At 66.4% G+C, this 19,136-nt stretch carries 16 protein-coding genes; 6 read left to right on the top strand and 10 right to left on the bottom strand.

The window, feature by feature from the left end; translation table 11 throughout:
- Positions 1-27: 27 nt before the first annotated feature.
- From GGR62_RS13470 to GGR62_RS13430, 9 genes are all read right to left on the bottom strand, one after another.
- Positions 28-1,899 carry a DUF885 family protein gene (locus GGR62_RS13470; RefSeq protein ID WP_184408381.1) on the bottom strand — a complete coding sequence of 624 codons (1,872 nt, stop codon included), beginning with the start codon at positions 1,897-1,899 and terminating at the stop codon, positions 28-30.
- A complete protein-coding gene (locus tag GGR62_RS13465; protein WP_184408380.1) occupies positions 1,896-3,713 on the bottom strand; it encodes a DUF885 family protein in 1,818 nt (605 codons plus the stop codon). Before GGR62_RS13465 ends, GGR62_RS13470 begins: the two co-directional genes overlap by 4 nt.
- A 142-nt stretch (positions 3,714-3,855) precedes the next feature.
- A complete protein-coding gene (locus tag GGR62_RS13460) occupies positions 3,856-5,055 on the bottom strand; it encodes a Xaa-Pro peptidase family protein (protein WP_184408379.1) in 1,200 nt (399 codons plus the stop codon).
- Complete coding sequence (locus GGR62_RS13455; RefSeq protein WP_184408378.1) at positions 5,052-6,647, bottom strand: aldehyde dehydrogenase family protein; 1,596 nt, start codon at positions 6,645-6,647, stop codon at positions 5,052-5,054. Before GGR62_RS13455 ends, GGR62_RS13460 begins: the two co-directional genes overlap by 4 nt.
- Positions 6,648-6,825: 178 nt before the next feature.
- Complete coding sequence (locus tag GGR62_RS13450; protein ID WP_184408377.1) at positions 6,826-7,734, bottom strand: dihydrodipicolinate synthase family protein; 909 nt, start codon at positions 7,732-7,734, stop codon at positions 6,826-6,828.
- Positions 7,731-9,044: an FAD/NAD(P)-binding oxidoreductase gene (locus GGR62_RS13445; RefSeq protein ID WP_184408376.1), complete on the bottom strand. Its 1,314-nt coding sequence runs from the start codon at positions 9,042-9,044 to the stop codon at positions 7,731-7,733. The genes GGR62_RS13450 and GGR62_RS13445 overlap by 4 nt, the downstream gene beginning before the upstream one ends.
- A complete protein-coding gene (locus GGR62_RS13440) occupies positions 9,037-9,282 on the bottom strand; it encodes a 2Fe-2S iron-sulfur cluster-binding protein (RefSeq protein WP_184408375.1) in 246 nt (81 codons plus the stop codon). Before GGR62_RS13440 ends, GGR62_RS13445 begins: the two co-directional genes overlap by 8 nt.
- Positions 9,279-10,430 carry an FAD-dependent oxidoreductase gene (locus tag GGR62_RS13435; RefSeq protein WP_184408456.1) on the bottom strand — a complete coding sequence of 384 codons (1,152 nt, stop codon included), beginning with the start codon at positions 10,428-10,430 and terminating at the stop codon, positions 9,279-9,281. Before GGR62_RS13435 ends, GGR62_RS13440 begins: the two co-directional genes overlap by 4 nt.
- Positions 10,431-10,468: 38 nt before the next feature.
- A complete protein-coding gene (locus GGR62_RS13430; protein WP_184408374.1) occupies positions 10,469-11,407 on the bottom strand; it encodes a proline racemase family protein in 939 nt (312 codons plus the stop codon).
- Between the two features lie 160 nt (positions 11,408-11,567).
- On the opposite strand from GGR62_RS13430, the gene GGR62_RS13425 reads away from it, so the two are divergent.
- The 5 genes from GGR62_RS13425 to GGR62_RS13405 all read left to right on the top strand — a co-directional run bounded on the left by GGR62_RS13425 (position 11,568) and on the right by GGR62_RS13405 (position 15,789).
- Complete coding sequence (locus tag GGR62_RS13425) at positions 11,568-12,284, top strand: AraC family transcriptional regulator (protein ID WP_184408455.1); 717 nt, start codon at positions 11,568-11,570, stop codon at positions 12,282-12,284.
- Positions 12,285-12,489: 205 nt separating this feature from the next.
- Positions 12,490-14,070: a signal recognition particle-docking protein FtsY gene (gene ftsY / locus GGR62_RS13420; RefSeq protein ID WP_184408373.1), complete on the top strand. Its 1,581-nt coding sequence runs from the start codon at positions 12,490-12,492 to the stop codon at positions 14,068-14,070.
- Complete coding sequence (locus GGR62_RS13415; protein ID WP_104536945.1) at positions 14,071-14,334, top strand: hypothetical protein; 264 nt, start codon at positions 14,071-14,073, stop codon at positions 14,332-14,334. It abuts the gene before it with no gap.
- Between the two features lie 62 nt (positions 14,335-14,396).
- A complete protein-coding gene (mutY, locus tag GGR62_RS13410) occupies positions 14,397-15,470 on the top strand; it encodes an A/G-specific adenine glycosylase (protein WP_184408372.1) in 1,074 nt (357 codons plus the stop codon).
- 40 nt (positions 15,471-15,510) lie between these two features.
- Positions 15,511-15,789 (top strand): oxidative damage protection protein, encoded by a 279-nt coding sequence (locus tag GGR62_RS13405; protein ID WP_016902008.1) that lies wholly within the window; start codon positions 15,511-15,513, stop codon positions 15,787-15,789.
- Positions 15,790-16,513: 724 nt separating this feature from the next.
- On the opposite strand, the gene GGR62_RS13400 is transcribed toward GGR62_RS13405, so the two are convergent.
- The gene (locus GGR62_RS13400; RefSeq protein ID WP_184408371.1) at positions 16,514-18,136 is read right to left on the bottom strand and encodes a hybrid sensor histidine kinase/response regulator; all 1,623 of its coding nucleotides are present in this window, start codon (positions 18,134-18,136) and stop codon (positions 16,514-16,516) included.
- Positions 18,137-18,443: 307 nt separating this feature from the next.
- On the opposite strand from GGR62_RS13400, the gene GGR62_RS13395 reads away from it, so the two are divergent.
- Positions 18,444-19,109: a methyltransferase domain-containing protein gene (locus GGR62_RS13395; RefSeq protein WP_184408370.1), complete on the top strand. Its 666-nt coding sequence runs from the start codon at positions 18,444-18,446 to the stop codon at positions 19,107-19,109.
- The last annotated feature ends 27 nt before the right edge of the window (positions 19,110-19,136 follow it).

Genomic DNA, 19,136 nt, shown 5'->3' with positions numbered 1-19,136 from the left:
CCGTGAACCCTGGCATGGTCGCGCGGGTCAGTCGTCGGCAGCGGCCTTGCCCTCTTCCGCCGGCGACCCTTCCGCGTTGTCATCCGGGTAAGGTGACACGCCACCGTCGGCGATGAAGCGGTCGATACGCGCCTGCAGGACCGGCAACGGCACCGAGCCGGTCTGCAGCACCGCATCGTGGAAGTTGCGCAGATCGAACTTCTCGCCCAGGGCGGTTTCGGCCTTGTGCCGCAGCTCCAGGATCTTCAGCTCGCCCAGGTAATACGACAACGCCTGCCCTGGCCAGGCGATGTAGCGGTCCACCTCGGTGGTGACTTCGTGTTCGCTCAGGGCAGTGTTGTCGCGCAGATAGGCCTGTGCCTGCTCGCGCGTCCAGCCCTTGTGGTGGATGCCTGTGTCGATCACCAGCCGGCAGGCGCGCCACATCTGGTAGGTGAGATAGCCGAAGCGGTCGTAGGGCGTGTCGTACATGCCCATTTCCTGGCCCAGATACTCCGAATACACGGCCCAGCCTTCGCCGTAGGCAGAAATGAACGTATAGCGGCGGAACTCCGGCAACCCCTGCGCTTCCGCTGCCAGCGGCATCTGCAACGCGTGGCCGGGCGATGACTCGTGCAACGTCAAAGCGGTCAGGTTGTACAACGGCCGCGACGGCAGGTTGTAAGTATTGACCAGATAGATGCCGGGGCCGCCACGGCCGCCGGTATAGAACGGCGCCAACTCCGGCGGCACCGGCTCGATGGCGAAGCGACGGCGCGGCAGCCGGCCGATGTAGTTGCCCACCTTCGCATCCACGCGCTTGGCGATCCATGCGGCCTGCTTGAGCAATTCTTCCGGCGTCTTGGCATAGAACTGCGGGTCTGTGCGCAGGAAGTGCAGGAACGCCGGAAACACCGCCTGCCCGGCCGGTGGCTTGAAGCCGCTGGCGGCGATGGTCTGATCCATCTGCTTGCGCAGCTTGGCCACTTCCTGCAAGCCGATCTGGTGAATCTGATCGGGGCTCAACTCCAGCGTGGTGAATTCGCGGATCTGCGCGCGGTAATACGCCTGCCCATCGGGCAAGGCTTCACCGGCCAGCGTGGTACGCGCGCGGGGCTGGTACTCGTTGCGGATGAAGTCCAGCAGTTTGGCGTAAGCCGGCAGCACCTGCGCATCGATGGTCTCGACTGCCTGCCGACGCAACTGCGCCTGCACATCGGCAGGCAAGGTCGCCGGCATCTGCTTGAAGGGTGCATAGAACGGATTGGCCTCGCCCTTGGCCTGCACGACATCGGCGATGGATTGATCGCGTCCGGTGAGCGTGACCCGCGGCTGGCTGAAACCGCGCGCCAGCCCGGCACGCATGTTGTCGGTGTGCTCGGCGAAATACCGCGGGATATCGGCCAGCATCTTCAGGTAGCGCTGGTAGTCCTCGCGCGTGCGCAGCGTGGCCTGCGCACTGAACCCCAGGTCACTCCAGAACGCAGAGTCGCTGTTGAACGGCATTTCCCAGGCGCGGAAACGTTGCTGATCCAGCAGCACCGTCAACTGCTGCCGATACACCTGGTAGTTGACCTGATCCTCGGCCGACAATTGCGTCGGAGGAATCGCATCCAGTTCCTTCAATGCCTGCTGCCAGTACGCGGTGCGCAGGTTTTGCGTCGCCACATCGACCTTGGGCAGGTGGTCGGCCTGTCGCTCCTGCGTGGCCTGGTTGTCTTCGTCCACTGCGCCGGACACCTGCGCCTGCCGCCAGCGCCATTCGCGCGTGTACAGCGCCTTGAAACGTGCCGCTGCAGTGTTCTGCATGGCAGGCGTGGATGCGGGTGCGGCGGCCTGCGCCTGCGGCGCCATGCCGCCCAGGCCGGCTCCAATCAACAGGCCCAATGCGCTGGTGCGCAAGATCGTGGCGGTCTTCATCGGCGAATCTCCTGGGTAGCTTTGGACTGAGCAATCCACTGACGCACACGCTGTTGCAGCATCGACAACGGCATCGCGCCGCCGCCAAGCACTGCATCGTGGAAGCCGCGCACATCGAAGCGATCGCCAAGTTCCTTTTCGGCCTCGGCGCGTAGCGCCAGGATCTGCAACTGACCAAGTTTGTAACCCAACGCCTGGCCCGGCCACACGATGTAGCGATCGGTTTCGGACTGGATGCTGGGTTCGTCGTCGGAGGGATGGGCGTGGAAAAAATCCACCATCTGCTGGCGGTTCCAGTGCTTGTAGTGCACACCGGTGTCGAGCACCAGGCGATTGGCGCGCAACAACTCGCCGGACAGGCGTCCGTAATCGTTATACGGATCCTTGAAGAAACCGATCTCCTTGCCCAGGCGCTCGGCGTACAGCGCCCAGCCTTCGATATACGCGTTGTAGCCGGCCTGCTGGCGGAACGGCGGCAACGGCAGCGTCTGCGCAAGCGAGATCTGCAGATGATGGCCCGGCACGCCCTCGTGATACGCGGTGGTTTCGATATTGATCAGTGTGCGGCTGGCGAAGTCGCTGGTGTTGACCTTCACGATCGCCGGCTTGGTGCCTTCCGGATTGCTCTGCCAGTATTCGGCGCCGGGCGCGCTGCGCCGGAAGGCAGGCATCGCCTGGACCTCCAGCGGCGTCTTCGGCAGGTGGCCGAACAGCTTGGGGAGCTCAGGCTGCATCGCGGCGATGTACTGCCGATAGTGCTGCAGGATCTGCTCGCTGGAGGTGGCGAAGTGGCGCTTGTCGGTGTCCACCGCCTTGCGGAAGCTGGCCAGATCGGCAAAGCCCTGCGCCTTGGCGATCACGGTCATTTCGCCTTCGATGCGCGCGACTTCCTTCAGGCCGATCTGATGGATCTCCTCCGGCGCCATGTCGGTGGTGGTCTGGGTGTGGATGGCATAGCGATAACGGCGCTCGCCATCTGGCAGCGACCACAGGCCTTCCTGCGCACGCCCTTGCGCGGCATATTCGTCGCGCACGAACGCAGCCAGCTTGCCGTACGCCGGACGTACCTGCTGGTCGATCGCCGCAAGCAGCTGCGAGCGCAGCGCGGCGCGTTGATCGGCCGGCACGGCGGCATCGAGCTTTTTCAGCGGCGAGGCGAACGGGCTTTGTTCGCCGGTCAACGCCGCGATCTTGTCGATCTGCTCGGGTAGGCGCTGCAGCAGATAACGCGGCTGCACCAGGCCCTCCTTCGCACCCTGGCGCGACACTGCGATCACCTGATCGATCACCGTCGGAATCGTCTGCAGGCGCTTGATGTAGTCCTGGTAGTCCTTGGCGTTTTCGAACGGAAATGCATCGCCGTAGCCTGCCAGGGTCAATTGGATGCCGCCGATCGGCTCCAGCGGCATCGCATAGGTCTTCAGGTCGATGCCTTCCAGTTTGTCGCGCAACTGGCCGAGCATCATCTGCAGGCTGAGCTGGCGTTGCGCGTCCAGCGCCTTGGCGTCCAGCGCCTCAAATTGCTTGAGCAACTCGGCAGTGGCGGTGCGTTCGGCCTGCACGGCGTCGAGCGAGTAGTCGCTCCATCGATCGTTGTAACGCTTGTCACCGATGATGCTGGCGAACTCGGGAGTGTGCTGCAGCTGGAACTGCCATTGCTTGTCCAGCAACGCATCGAACGCCTTGGCGGCCTGCTCGCCAGTCACTGCACCCGTGGTGGCTGCGGCTTTCTCCGGCGCGGGCGGTGCCGGCTTGCAGGCGGTGAACAACCCGGCTGCAAGCAGTGCGATGGCAACGGGACGCAGGTGGTTCATGCATTCACTCCTAGAGGGCCAGTGCGCCGGCAGCGCGCGATGCAACAACGTGGTCATCGCACACTCGAGCGCCAAAGGCGCTAGCGGCGGCGTTCTTCGTGCGTCAACGCGCCCGGAATTACTGCGTGGGCGCACAAGGCAGTTATGCAAACGGTCGATCGATCGCCAGCGACGGCGGCGTAAACCACTGCGCGCCTGCCTCGGTGACATAGAAGTGGTCTTCCAGCCGCACACCGAAGTGACCCGGCATCACGATCATCGGTTCGTTGCTGGCGCACATCCCTGGCTGCAGCGGCAAGGCGTTGCCGCGCACCAGATACGGCGCTTCGTGGATGGCCAGGCCACAGCCGTGGCCGGTGCGGTGCGGCAGGCCGGGCAGGCGATAGTCCGGGCCCAGCCCGGCCGCTTCCAGCACGTTGCGCGCAGCCTGGTCCACCGCTTCGCACGCCACCCCTGGGCGAACCGCCGCAAACGCCGCCGCCTGCGCGGCCCGTTCCAGGTCCCAGATACGCCGTTGCGTCTCGCTGGGCGCGCCATAGATCCAGGTGCGGGTGATATCGGAATGGTAGCCCTGCACGGTGCAGCCGGTATCGATCAGCACCAGTTCGCCGTCGCGCAGGTGCTGCACGCCGGGGATGCCGTGCGGAAATGCAGTGGCATGACCGAACTGCACGATGCAGAAGGTCGAGCCGTTGTCCGCACCTAACGCGCGATGCGCCTCGTCGATGAAGCGCACCAGTTGATCGGTGCCGATGCCGTCGTGGGCGATGCCGGCAGCCAGTTGCTGCACCAGCAAGGTCATGTCGCAGGCCTGTTGCATCAGCGCCAATTCGGCCGGCGACTTGCACATGCGGCAGCCATCGATAATGGCGCCGGCGTCGCGGATCGCCGTGCCCAGATGCGCGCGCAGACCGGTATGCACGGCAAAGGCGATGCCTGGATCCAGCGCCAATGCATGCGCGTGGCGTTCGGCCATGGCCTGCGCCACCAGCGCGTACGGGTCGTGGTGTTCTTCCCACAGCCACTTGGAAACGGGAAGTTGCAGGACCGCATCCAGCGAGCCTTCCTCGAAGGCAGGACAGATCAACACCGGGTCGCCCGTCAAGGTCAGCAGCAATGCGACCAGACGCTCGCTCGCCCCCCACGGCACCCCGGTGAAGTACCGCAGCGAGGTGCCCGCACCGACCAGCAACGCATCCACGCCCTGCGCACGCATCAGGCTACGCGCGCGTTCGATACGCCGTTGATATTCGTCCGCGGCGATCGGCGCGGCACGCTGTGCCCACGGCGTCAATTGCGCGCGCGCCTGTTCCAGCGACAGCCCGCCGATCTGGTTGCTCATTTGCCCGCTCCGAGATCGGCCGTGCTCCACTGCCCATCGACCAGACGCGCCACGCCGCCGGGATTGCGCTGGCGCAACTCGGCCGGCAGCAGCGCATCGGGCACCGCATCGTAACTATGCAATGCAGCGAAGCGGCGGATCGAACCGGGCATGCCCACGGCGGTGAATCCCGGATGCCCGGTACTCGGGAACGGGCCGCCATGATTCTGCGCCGCGCTCACCGCCACGCCGGTCGGCATCTTGCTGTTGATCAACCGACCGACGCGTGCGCGCAGCACCGGCGCGATGGCCTGCCAGGCGGCATCGTCGCTGCCATCGGCGGCGCGATACAACGTGCCGGTGAGATTGCCTTCGAATGCAGCCGCCACCTGCACCATTTCGGCCACATCGCGTGCGCGTACCAACAGGCTGACCGGGCCGAACGCTTCGGTCTGCAATGCCTGCGGGTTGGCGATGAACGCCTCTGCATCCACGCGCAGCAAGGTCGGCGCATAGCGGTAACCATCCTCTCCCGTATGCCCGCCGGACAACAGGGCCGCACCGGCAGCGCGCAGGCTCGCCACGCTATGCTGGACACCGGCCACACCGGCGGCCGAGAACAACACCAGCGGCATCGCCGCATCGAAGTGTTCGGTGGTGGCCTGCACGAACGCATCGCCTGCCTCGCCGTGCGGCACCACCACCACACCTGGATTGGTGCAGAACTGGCCACTGCCCAGGGTGCACGATGCAAAGAATTCCTGCGCCAGGGCTGCGCCGCGTTCGGCCAGCGCGCCCGGCAACAGGAACACCGGGTTGACGCTGGACAGTTCGGCATAGAACGCAACGCCGGCCGCGTCGGCAGCGGCCTTCAGCGCCAGGCCACCGGCGCGGCTGCCGGTGAACCCGATGGCGCCCAACCGCGCATCGCCCGCCAGCCGCAGGCCGATCGCGTTGTCGAAGTGATACAGCAACTGCACCGCCGCAGCCGGCAGGCCCGCCGCGACCAATGCTGCGTGCGCCAGCTGCGCCATGCGCTGGCTGGTGGCCGGATGCAGCGGATGCGCCTTGGCGATCACCGGGTTGCGCGCGGCGATGGCAGAGGCGAAATCGCTGCCGGCGATCGCATTGAAGGCAAACGGGAAATTGTTCGGCCCGAACACCAGCACCGGCTTGCCGAGCGGGGCCAGATGCGCACGCAGATCGGCAGCGCTGTCGATGATGGGCTGGGTCCAGCTGTAGCTGCGCACCGCCTGCGCGGCCTGACGCAACTGGCCACTGGTGCGTGGCAGTTCATTGCCACGCAAGCGCGTGGGCGCAGGCAAGGCGGTTTCGGCATGTGCCAGCGCCACCAGCGTGTCGGCATCGGCATCCAGCGCATCGGCGTAGGCATCCAGAAATGCCGCGATGCGTTCGACCGGTGCCGCAGCCAGTTCTGATGCAACCGCCTGCGCTGCCGCAACCGCAGTCTCCACGTCGTCCGCACCGCTGACCGGGAAGTGCGGCCCGATCGCCTCGCCCGTGCTTGGATCGGCGGCGCGGAAGCTGCCGGTCGCGGCGCGGCTGGGTTGCCACTGCCCGGCCAGCAGGATGGGTTGGATGGTTTCGTTCATTGCGGCACCTTGAGTTGCATGGAATCGGCCACTGCGCACATGGTGAGGGTAGCCGACCAACACGTCGAGACGGCTGCACTGTGCTGCAGCCGCATCGACAAACATTTCACTACATCCACCAGCGCTTCACGTGCACTCCGCGCACCGCACGCTTGGCGGCGCGCGGCAGAGACCATTTTCAGGACACCTTCGGCGCGGTGGCGATGGCATGGTCGATGACCTTCAGTGCAGCCTCGCGCTCGGCACCGGCGACCACCAGCCGCGGCGCACGCACGCGCTCGCTGCCCATGCCCACCTTTTCCTGCACCAGTTTGATCAGCTGCACGAAGGTGGGCACGGTATCCAGACGCAGCAGCGGCAGGAACCAGTTGTACAACTCCTTGGCCGCCGGGTAGCCGCCATCGCGCGCGAGTTCGAACAGGCGCACCGACTCCTTGGGATAGGCGTTGACCAGACCCGCGATCCAGCCCTTGGCGCCCATGCTCAGACCTTCGACGATGGCATCGTCCATGCCGACCAGCAGCGACAGACGCGCGCCCAGCAGTTCCTGCAGCGCGGCAAAACGGCGCACATCGCCGGAAGATTCCTTCACTGCCTGCAGATTGGGAAATTCCGCCGCCAGCTCGGCGATCTGCGCCGGACCGAAGTCGGTCTTGTAGGCCACCGGGTTGTTGTACAGGATCACCGGCAGATCGGTGGCGCCGATCACCGCACGCACGTGCGCGCCCATCTCGCGCCAATCGGTGGAGTACACGTACGGCGGCAACACCATCAGCCCGCCGCAACCGAGTTCCTTGGCCGCCTTGGCCAGCGCCACCGCTTCACCGGTGGCCAGGCTGGCGATACCCGGTACCACCGGCACGCGGCCGTTCAATGCGGTGATCAACGTCTTGAGCACGGCCAGTTTGTCGTCCACGCTCAAGGTGGCCGCCTCGCCCAGCGAACCCAGCGGCACGATCGCGGTGCAGCCGGCGTCCACCAGTTGATTGGCGTGCTTGCCCAGGAAGTCGTGGTCGATCTCGCCGGAGGCGGTGAACGGGGTGGTGATGGCCGGCAACACGCCGTGCCAGAACGCAGCAATACTCATGGATGATTCCCTTGCGAGTCGGAAGTGAACGAGTCGGCCAGCGCCGCGAGGCGGACCGGGAACAACGGCGGCCGGCGGCCGGCGTCGGTGGAAAGCTCGGGCGGACAACGCCCCAGTTCGGTCAGCGCGGTGCCGCAGATGCGGCCCTGGCAGGCGCCCATGCCGCAGCGCGAGGCCAGCTTGGCCTCGCGTGCATCGTTGAAGTTGTCCAACGCAGCCAGCGACACGTCTTCGCAGCGGCACACCAGCGTGTCGGGCTGTGCCAGCGTGCGGATCCGTGGATCCAGTGCGAACTGCTGTTGCAAGAGGTGCGCGAACGCACGCGCGGCTTTTCGCCGGGGCTGCAGGCGTAATGCGGCGTCCGGGGCATCGGCCGCCATATGTCCGGCCATCGCGCCTTCGATCAACGCGCAATCGCGTCCGCCGATACCGCAGGCTTCGCCGGCCGCGAAGACCTGGGTCACGCTGGTGCGCAGCAGCGCATCCACCTGCACCTGTTGATGCGCGCCGCACGCGTCCAGCTGGCACCCCAGCAATTGCGCCAGTTCGGTATTGGGCACCAGGCCATAGCCCACCGCCAGTTGATCGCAGGCGATACGCGTGCGGCCCGCGCGCCCTTCGATCTCGACCTCGCGCAATTGCGTATCGCCATGTGCGGCAACCACCCAACTGCCGGCGCGATACGCCACCGCGCGTAGCTGCAGCCGCAGCGCCACCGCCTGCGCGGCCTTGCCCGGCCAGCGCCACAACTGCAGCGCGAACTGCTGCAATGCAGTGGCAGAGGCCTGTTCATGGATGCCGAGCACCCGTGCGCCATGCCGTTGCAGCGTGGCCGCACTGGCCAGCAGCAGCGGGCCGCTGCCAGCGACGACCACGCGCTTGCCGGCCAGCGGCCAGCCCTGTTTGGCCAGCGCCTGCGCCGCGCCGGCACCGGTGACACCGGGCAAGGTCCAGCCCGGAAATGGCAGCAGCAATTCACGTGCGCCGGTGGCCAGCACCAAGGCAGCGTAATGCAGTTGCAGCGTGCCGTCCGGGCCATCGGCCAACAGCCAACCCGGCTTCGCCAACAGAATCTGCGTCTGCGTCAACAGCGTGATCGATGCATCGCCCAGCACCTGCTGCAGCAACGCGCGCGCATCGGCTGGCGCGCCATGCCGCACATCACTGCGCCACACCTGCCCGCCGGCACGCGGCTGCATGTCCACCACGCCCACCCGCATGCCATGACTGGCCGCCGCCTGTGCCGCCGCCAGGCCGGCCGGACCGGCGCCGATCACCAGCACATCGAAATGCTGCACGCGCTCAGCCATCGGTGCGCACCTGCATGCCGTCGCGCGCATCCACCATGCACGCGCGTTGCTGGCCAATGCCGTCGATGCGCACGCGGCATTCGAAACACACCCCCATGCCGCACAACGGCGCACGTGGCTGGCCGCTGCACGATTGTCGAAAGTGCAGCGTTGCCAGCGCCACTGCGGCCGCGACGCTGGCACCGGCCGGCACGTCGACCGGCTGCGCATCCACGTACAGGCGCACGGTCGCGCTCATGCCGCCGCGCCGTGCACGGCGCGCGCCGGCGCGTACGGCGCCGGGTCGATCGCCGGGGTGCGTCCGAGCAGGCTGTCCACGATCACCCGTGCGCTCCCCAGCGCCGTGGTGACACCCAGGCCCTCGTGACCGGCGGCCACCCACACATCGCGCCGGCCGGGCACTGCCCCCAGATACGGGCGCCCGTCCGGCGTGGCCGGACGCAGACCGGTCCACACCCGGATCGCCTGCAACTCGCGCAATACCGGCAGATACGCGAATGCGCGCTGCAGCATCTGCTGCAACACCGGCATCGACAGCGCGCGATCGTCCTCGCCGAACTGGCGCGAGGAGCCGATCAGGATCTGCCCGGTCGGTCGCGGCTGCACATTGAACGCCACGCTGGTGTCGTCGGCGCCATGCGCCGAATCGGCGTAGCCCAACTCCAGCAACTGATGCCGGATCACCCCCGGATGGCGATCGGTGATGACCAGATGGCCCTTGCGCGGACGCACCGCCAGCTCCGGCAGCAACTGCGGCAGGGCCACGCCGCTGGCCACCAGCACCGGCCCGGCCAGCACCTGTCCATCATCCAGACGCACCCCATGCGCCTGCAGCTGCTCCACCTTGCGGCCGGCAAACAGCTGCGCGCCGGCCCTGCAGGCCAGGCTCACCAGATGCCGCGCCACCCGTGGCGGATACACCACGGCTTCATCGGGTACGCGCATGCCGCCGGCCAGACCCGACACCAGCTGCGGCTCCAGTGCGTACAACTGCGCCGCATCGACGGCCTCGGCATGCAGATCGGCCGCAGCCAGCCGGGCGATCTTGGCCGGCACCGCAGCCAGTTCGCGCGCATCGCGTGCCACCCACAGCGTGCCGCAGCGGCTGAATTCGGCCTCGTTCAAGTGCGCAAACCGTTCCCACAACCGCAGCGAGTAGGCCGACAACGCCAGCTCGGCCGGGTCGTCGTCCATCGCCACCAGGTGCCCCATCGCCGCGGCGGTGGAACCGCCGCCGATCGACCCCGGCTCGACGATCGCCACGCGCAGACCTTCGCCAGCCGCCGCCTCGGCACAGGCTGCGCCGACAATGCCCGCGCCCACCACAATCAGGTCGTAGCTGCGGCGTGTGGACACAGCGGCCAGCGCGGCATCGGCGGCCGGCATGCCGCCAACGCCCTCCGATGCTGGCCGCAGCGTGTCCATCAGGCAACGATGCCCCACGCGAACGGGTCGGCCGGGTCGATCACCAACTGCGAGCGCGCCGTGACATGGGCATGCCCGCTGATGCGCGGTGCAATGCCGCGCCCGCTCAGGCGATAGCTACCCTCGAACGCACTGCCCAGAATGCCCTGCTGCACCCAGCGCTCGCCCTCGCCCAGCTTGCCGTCGGCGGCCAGACAGGCCAGCTTGGCGCTGGTGCCGGTGCCGCAGGGCGAGCGGTCATAGGCCAGCCCTGGGCACAGCACGAAGTTGCGCGCCACGCCGCTGCCGTCGGGCGCGGCGCCGTTGACTTCGATATGGTCGATCTCGCCACCGGCCTCGCCGGTGATGCCGGCCGCGTCCAGCGCCAGCCGGACCGCCTCGGTGTACGCGGTCAACTCGCGCTGATGCGCCAGATCGAGCACGCACGGCGCCTGTTCGGTGATGAAGAACCAGTTGCCGCCCCAGGCCACGTCGCCGCGCACCCGGCCGTGTCCGGGCACGTCCACCTCCACACCCGCCGCAAAGCGGTAGCTCTCGACATTGTCCACCGACACCGTGCCGTCGGCGGCCAGTTCCACGCCTACCGTGCCGACCGGGGTCTCGATGCGGTGCTGGCCAGGGCCGATGCGCCCCAGCTCGGCCAGGGTGCGGACCACCCCGATGGTGCCGTGCCCGCACATGCCCAGATAGCCGACGTTATTGAAGAAGATCACTCCGGTGCAGGCAGCAGGGTCGCGCGCCGGCAGCAGCAAGGCGCCGACCATGGTGTCCGAGCCGCGCGGCTCGCAGGCGATCGCGCTGCGCCACTGGTCGAAATCGCCGCGGAAACGCTCGCGGCACTGCGCCAGATCGCCGTCGCCCAGATCGGGGAAACCGGAGAGGACCACGCGGGTGGGTTCGCCAGCCGTATGGGAGTCGATGACGTCGATGGTGTGCATGACGCATGCTCCCATTGCCGACCCGCGGGCGACTAGCGTCCAATGCGAAGTGCAAATGCGGAAATCCGCACAATCGACAACCTGATTCACAGCCTCGCGTTTGCGCTAGGATCATCGCTGGGCCGCACCTTCGTGCAGCCGTCAAATCGTGACCGCCACCATGACGCCGATGGACCTCAACCTTCCCGCGCTGGAAATGCAGACGCTGTTCGATGCACTGCCGGACGTGGTGTTCTTCATCAAGGACAGCGAGGGCCGCTACAGCCATTGCAACCTGACCCTGGTGCGCCGGCTCGGGCGCAAGCTGCGCAGCGAAATCATCGGCCGCTCGCCGCTGGAAGTGTTCCCGCTGCCGCTGGGCGGCAGCTACATGATGCAGGACCGCCGCGTGCTGTGCGGCGAGCTCATCGACAACCAGCTCGAAGTGCATCTGTATCCCAACCGCCTGCCCGGCTGGTGCCTGACGTTCAAGCGCCCGCTGTGCGAGGCAAACGAGGTGATCGGCGTGGTCGGTATTTCGCGCGACCTGGGCCAGCCCGACAGCCGCCACTCGGCATACGAGCGCCTGAGCCAGGTGATGGAGCACATGCAGGCCAATTTCGGCGACAACCTGCGCGTGCAGAGCCTGGCCGATCTGGCCGGGCTGTCGGTGGCGCAGCTGGAGCGGCACTTCCGCCGCGTGTTTCAGGTCACCCCGCAGCAACTGCTGACCAAGCTGCGCATCGAATCGGCGATGCGGCTGCTGTACGGCGACGACAGCATCGCCAGCATCGGGCAACGCTGCGGCTTCGCCGACCAGAGCGCCTTCGCGCGTCAGTTCAAGGCCACGGTCGGCATGACCCCGCGCGATTACCGCGCGCTCAAGGGCCAGCTGTAAGCCCGACAGCGCGCGTTGCCACATGCCTGGCACAAATGCCGAATTCGGCAGGATATGCGACAAGCCGGCATCGCAATTTACCGCGCATTCCTGACGCCGATGCAGCACGCGGCGCGATGCCGCGCAGAGGACGCCACTGAAGGACGCGTCAAGGCGGCACGGGACCCGGATGGTAGAATGTCGGGTTTCCCCTACTGCGTTGCCAATGGCCAGCTTTTTCCGCCGTAACAAGCCAACCACGCCCGACAGCGCGCGTACCTCGCGCTACAGCCTGGAAGAACTGGCAGCCGCCTTCCCGACTGCGCCATCCACCGCCACGCCGGTGTCGCCGGTCGAGGCGATGCCGACTGCGGATCCCGACACGGCATCGACCACAGCGCCGGCCGCGCCTGCGTCCCTCGCACCCGCGGCGCCGGCCGAACAGCTTGCGCAGGACATCGCCGCGCGCACTGGCCAGGCGCAAAGCATCGCCGCGGTGCCGACTGCCCCCGCGCCGCAGCCAACGCCCGCGCCGTCGGCATTGCAGGCGCTGCCCGATCCAACCCCGGCTTCCATCCCCAGCGCTCCACCGCAGGTGGTGGTGCCGTCGATTGTCGCGCAGCCGCAACGCGCGCCCGCACCGCCACCGAGCACGCCGGCGACGCCCTCGCACGGCTCGGCTCCGGCGGCTGCGCCAGCCGCCCTGTCCCCTGCACCGCCTGCCACACCGCCTGTCGTTGCGCCGGCTGCCGCGACACCTGCGCATCCCGTGTTGCCGCCCGTCGCTGCGCCCGTCGTCGCCCCCGCCGTTATCAGCACCCCGTCGCCGGCCACGTCCGACACCGACAGCATCGACGGCCGGGAAGACACGCTACCGGCCGCCCCGGCCGGAAAACCGGGCTGGCGCGACCGCCTGCGCAACAGCACGTTCGCGCGCAGCTTCGGCGGTCTGTTCTCGCGCAATCCCAAGCTCGACGACGATCTGCTCGACGAGATCGAAACCGCGCTGATCACCGCCGACGTCGGCATCGGCGCGACCACCGCCTTGGTCGAAGGGCTGCGCAAGCGCATGAAGTCGCGCGAATTCGTCGATGCGCAGGCGATGTTCAAGGCCTTGCGCGCCGATCTCATCGCGCTGCTGCAGCCGGTATCCAAGCCGTTGGTCATCGACCGCTCGGCCAAGCCGTTCGTGGTACTCACCGTCGGCGTCAACGGCGTCGGCAAGACCACTACCATCGGCAAGCTGGCCAAGCGATTCAAGGACGATGGCAATAGCCTGATGCTGGCCGCCGGCGACACCTTTCGCGCCGCTGCGGTGGCGCAATTGCAGGCCTGGGGTGATCGCAACGGCGTGGCCGTGATCGCGCAGGGACAGAACGCCGATGCCGCCTCGGTGGCATTCGACGCATTGCAGGCCGCCAAGGCGCGCGGCACCGAGGTGTTGATCGCCGACACCGCCGGCCGCCTGCACACCCAGACCGGCCTGATGAACGAGCTGGGCAAGATCCGCCGCGTGCTCGGCAAGATCGACCCCGCCGCACCACACGAGGTGCTGATGGTCATCGACGGCACCACCGGCCAGAACGCCATCTCGCAGCTGCGCCAGTTCCATGCCGCGGTTGGCGTCACCGGCCTGGTGGTGACCAAGCTCGATGGCACCGCCAAGGGCGGCGTGGTGTTCGCGCTGGCGCGCGAGTTCAATATTCCGATCCGTTTTGCCGGCATCGGCGAACGCCCGGAAGACCTCCGCGTGTTCGACCCGGTCGCCTTCGTCGATGCCTTGCTGCCGGAAGCATTGGGCAGCTGAATGGAAGACGCCTGCCCGCATCTGCAGCCACTGTACGCAAGCGCGTTGCAGGCCGGCTGCGCGGTGCAGCAGGTGTCGCACGGCTGGTCGCGTGCCAAACGCGTGCTGGAGTTCGCGCGCCCCATGCCCGCCGCGCTGCGTGCAACACAGTGCAGCGATGCTGCGGTGTCTTACTACCACGCACCTCAGGCGCCGCATTGGCCTGGCGATGAAGGATTCTTCTGCCAGCAGTGCCTGGTCTGCATTGCGTTTCCATTGCGCTGAGATCGCCACCGCAACACCGCGCTTGTGCCCAGCACCGCCCTCCTTCACCGCCAGCAGACCTCATGCCCGCAGATCTCGCCGTTTCATCCGCTGACGCCTTCGTCGCCCCGTTGCTGCACTGGTTCGACGGCCACGGGCGTCACGACCTGCCCTGGCAACATCCGCGCGCGCCATACCGGGTCTGGCTGTCGGAAATCATGCTGCAGCAGACCCAGGTCGCGGTGGTCATTCCGTACTTCCAGAAGTTCGTCGCCAGCTTCCCGACCCTGGCCGATCTGGCTGCGGCCGACAACGACACGGTGATGGCGCATTGGGCGGGGCTGGGCTACTACGCACGCGCACGCAATCTGCATGCCGCTGCCAGGCAGTGCGTCGCCCTGCACGGTGGCGAGCTGCCGCGCGATTTCGATGCGCTGCTGGCGCTGCCCGGCATCGGCCGTAGCACCGCTGGCGCCATCCTCAGCCAGGCCTGGAACGACCGCTTCGCGATCATGGACGGCAACGTCAAACGCGTGCTGACGCGCTTCCACGGCATTGCAGGTTATCCCGGCCTGCCGCTGATCGAAAAACAGTTGTGGCAACTGGCGACGACGCATGTCGCGCAGGTTCCAGCCGGCCGCCTGGCCGACTACACCCAGGCGCAGATGGATTTCGGCGCCACGCTGTGCACACGTGCAAAACCGGCCTGCGTGCTATGCCCGCTGCAGGACGATTGCGTGGCGCGCCGCGATGGGCTGGTCGAGGCACTGCCCACGCCCAAGCCCGGCAAGCAACTACCCGAGCGCGAAGCCACCGCCTTGCTGCTGGAAAACGCCGACAGGCAGATCCTGCTGCAGCGCCGCCCGCCGAGCGGCATCTGGGCCTCGCTGTGGACGCTACCGCAGGCCGAGACCGATAGCGGCATGCGCGCATGGTTCGCTGCGCATGTGGATGGCAACTACGAACGCGCCGACGAAATGCCACTGATCGTGCATACCTTCAGCCATTACCGCCTGCATCTGCAGCCGTTGCGCATCCGCCAGGTCGCGCTGCGCCCGGCGGTACGCGACAATGACGATCTGCGCTGGGTCGCCCGCGCCGATCTCGCATCGCTGGGCCTGCCGGCGCCGATCCGCAAACTGCTAGACGCCCTCTAGAGCGCCGGCCCTATCAGGCGCACTCTTCAAAGGAATTCGCATGTCCCGCACCGTGTTCTGTCAGTACCAGCAATGCGACACCGAAGGCCTGGATTTTGTGCCCTATCCCGGCGAGCTCGGCCAGCGCGTGTTCGCGCAGATCGGCAAGTCCGCATGGCAGGCATGGTTGGCGCACCAGACCATGCTGATCAACGAAAACCGGCTCTCTCCGCGCGACCCCAAGCACCGCGCATTCCTCGAAGCCGAGCTGCAGAAGTTCCTGTTCGAGCGCAACGCCGACAAGCCGGATGGCTATGTCGCACCGATGAGCGAAGAGTAAGAGCGGCTAACAAGACGACCTCGCGTCAGCCTACTGCAGGTCGGCTGATCTGCGGCCTGGCTGCAGGGCCCTTGCCCGTCCAGCGTCGCGGGACCTTACGCGGCATGGATGCCGCGTAAGCGCTGACAAGGACGTACTTGCAGCGTATCCCGCGACGCTGGGCGGGCAAGGACCAGTCGAGATGGTCGGCATGCATGGGTTTAAACCAAGCAACCAGCGGAGTCTCTGGTGTGGTGTGCTCGCCGCTTGCGGGACCGTGTGGCGGCATGGATGCCGCCACCGAGCCTCCAGGGATGGATTCACGGCGTGTCCCGCGAGCGGTGAGGGCACCGCGCATTCGACCCACTCGGTGTTTGATCTGGACTTCTGACTGCATCCCCAAGATACGGCCGACAAAACCACTGCACTCACTGACAGGCGCTCGCTAGGTCTTGTTAGCTGCTCTAAGTACGCCAAGATTCAGAGCACCCGGCAGACGACTGCGCTCACTCGTCGGGCCAACGCGGCCAACGCCCGGGATTGACGGGCATCACGTGCGCCCTGCGGATCCTGCGCGCCGTCCATGCCCCCCCGAGAACTGCTCGCACGGGCTAGCTTCGGCTCGCTGGCCGCTCCTTAGGCGCGACAAGCGGAGCGCAGCGCATACCGGCGACGCAGCCGCCGCACGATCGCATTGACCAGCGGCGCGCGATCCGGGCATTGCACTACCCGGATGCATGCATCCTCAGCCGACTCCGGTCGGCCCGTCCAGCAACATGCGGACCCGCTTGAGCAACTCCTTCTGCGTATACGGCTTGTTGACCACGCCGAATTCCGCACCGCCCACATCGGTGCGCTGAATGCTGGCATCGGCGTAACCGGTGGTGAGCAGGATCTTGATCCTGGGCAGCATGCGGCGTGCTTCACGCGCCAGCACCACGCCATTCATGCCGCCGGGCATGATCAGATCGGTAAACAACGCATCCACTTCCGGATGCTGCTCCAGCACCTCGATCGCCTCGCGTCCGCTGGACGCGGTCAGGATGCGATAACCGGCACCTTCCAGAAACATCTGCGCCACCACCGACACATCCTGCTTGTCTTCCACGATCAGAATGGTTTCGTTGCCGCCCTTGTCGATCGCACGACTCTTGACGGCCTGCAGATCGTTGGCAAATTCGCTGGATGCGGGGAAATACAACCGCACCGTGGTGCCTTCGCCCACTTCGCTGTAGATGCGCACGGTGCCGCCAGACTGCTTGACGAAGCCGTACACCATCGACAGCCCAAGTCCGGTGCCCTGTCCTTCGTCCTTGGTGGTGAAGAACGGCTCCATCACCCGGCTGACGACATCCGGCGGCATGCCGGAACCGGTATCGCTCACCGCCAGGCTCACATAACGGCCTGGCGCCAGCTGGTGGTACATCGCCAGATCGTGGCTGGTGATCTCCACATTCTGCGTCTGCACGGTGACCCGCTTGCGCTCGGCCTGCGCCATCGCATCGCGCGCGTTGATCAATACATTCAACAACGCCACCTCGGCCTGCGTGGTGTCGATCTGACAATTCCACAGCCGCTCTTCCAGCGCCTGATGCATGGTGATGCCGCCACCCAGCACGCGCTCGGCCATGTTGTTCATGCCCGACACCAGGCCATTGAGGTTGACCACGCGCCCGCGCAGCTTCTGCTTGCGCGAAAACGCCAGCAATTGCTGGGTCAACGTCGCCGCCTTGGCCGCCGCGGCTGCCGCGTGCTCGGCACTGAACGCGATGCGCTGGGTATTGTCACCGCCCTTGTTGACCATCATCTGGATCACCTCCAGATGCCCGGACATCACCTGCAACAGGTTGTTGAAATCGTGCGCAATGCCGCCGGTCAGCTGTCCCAACGCTTCCATCTTCTGTGCCTGCCGCAATGCATCCTCAGCGTCACGGCGGCGGCTCACGTCCAGCTGCGAGCCGAAGAAATAGACCAGGTTGCCCTTGTCGTCGAACACCGGCGAGACGAACAACGCATTCCAGAACGACGACCCATCCTTGCGGTAATTCAGCACCTCGGTGGCGAACTCGCGTCGGGTTTGAATCGATTCGCGCACATCGTCGACGCTGGACCGGTCGGTTTCCGGCCCCTGCAAGAATCGACAGTTCTTACCAATGATCTCGTCGGCCGCATATCCGGTCATTTCCAGGAATGCGCGGTTGGCGAAGACGATCGGGTTATCCGGCAGATGCGGGTCGGTGACCGTCATCGGCATCCGCGTGGTTTCCACTGCGGCGAAGAAGATATCCGAGCGATGCTTCTCGACAGGAAGACTCCGCGATTGGCTGATGTGAGGCGCCCGTAGCTCTCCGTGACCGGGATCGTTCAAGTGATGTTCTCCGCGGGGCCATTCCCGTGGCCACAGTCTAGTGGTGCGCGGTGAGTTGATTCCTCACATCCGTGAGCCTTTCCCATACGGCTGCAGTCGCCAATGCGATCGGCCATGGAGCAGTGCGTGATCGCTCGACGAGGCCCACCATGCGCGATGCCGCGGGCAGCGCTGGACAACACGCGCCCGGCGTGTTTGCCGTAGCATGCGCGGGCAGCAAGCAGCTCTTGCGCTTCGTCCGGCCGTCCTGGCGCCGTTGCGCGCGTTTTCCAGCCAGCGCGGGTTCTGGCGACCATGCGATGCCATCATGCCGGGCTATCAGACCCAGATTCACACGTTGACCTTCGGGCAACTGACCTATGTCATCCGCGCGCTGGCCGATAAACAGCAATACGCCGACCCCGACGACAGTGCCGCAGACGCAGGCATTTCGTCGGCGCAGTGGAGCCTGTTCGGACAGGTCTGGCCTGCCGGTCAATTCCTGGCCGAAGCGATGGCCACGCATCCGATCGAAGGCAAGCGCATCCTCGAGCTCGGGTGCGGCCTGGGGCTGGCGAGTCTGGTGCTGCGCAGGCGCGGCGCCGATGTGGTCGCAAGCGACCACCATCCGTTGGCGGAAGTCTTCCTGGCCTACAACGCCGCGCTCAACGCACTGGACTCGGTGCCGTATCGGCGGCTGGACTGGGACACCGGTGCGTCGAACATGGGCCAGTTCGACATGATCATCGCCAGCGACGTGCTCTACGAAACACGTCACGCCACCATGCTGGCCAAGTTGATTCCCGCGCTGGCCAGGCCCTCCTGCGAGATCGTCATCAGTGACCCGGGCCGGGGCAATGCCAACGCGCTGTCGCGCATGCTGGCCGATATCGGGTTCTCATTCACTGCCGGCGAACGCCAGGTCGCAGCCAAAGCGCCACGCTTGTTCGTCTATCGGCGCGAGGCGAACAACGACACGCACGCGGGCCGTTAATCGTCTCAGCGTGCGTTGCTGTTTCAG

It is taken from the genome of Xanthomonas sp. 3075 (genome assembly GCF_014197275.1).
Lineage (GTDB): Bacteria > Pseudomonadota > Gammaproteobacteria > Xanthomonadales > Xanthomonadaceae > Xanthomonas > Xanthomonas campestris_B.
This window is presented reverse-complemented; position numbering and strand designations above follow the sequence as displayed.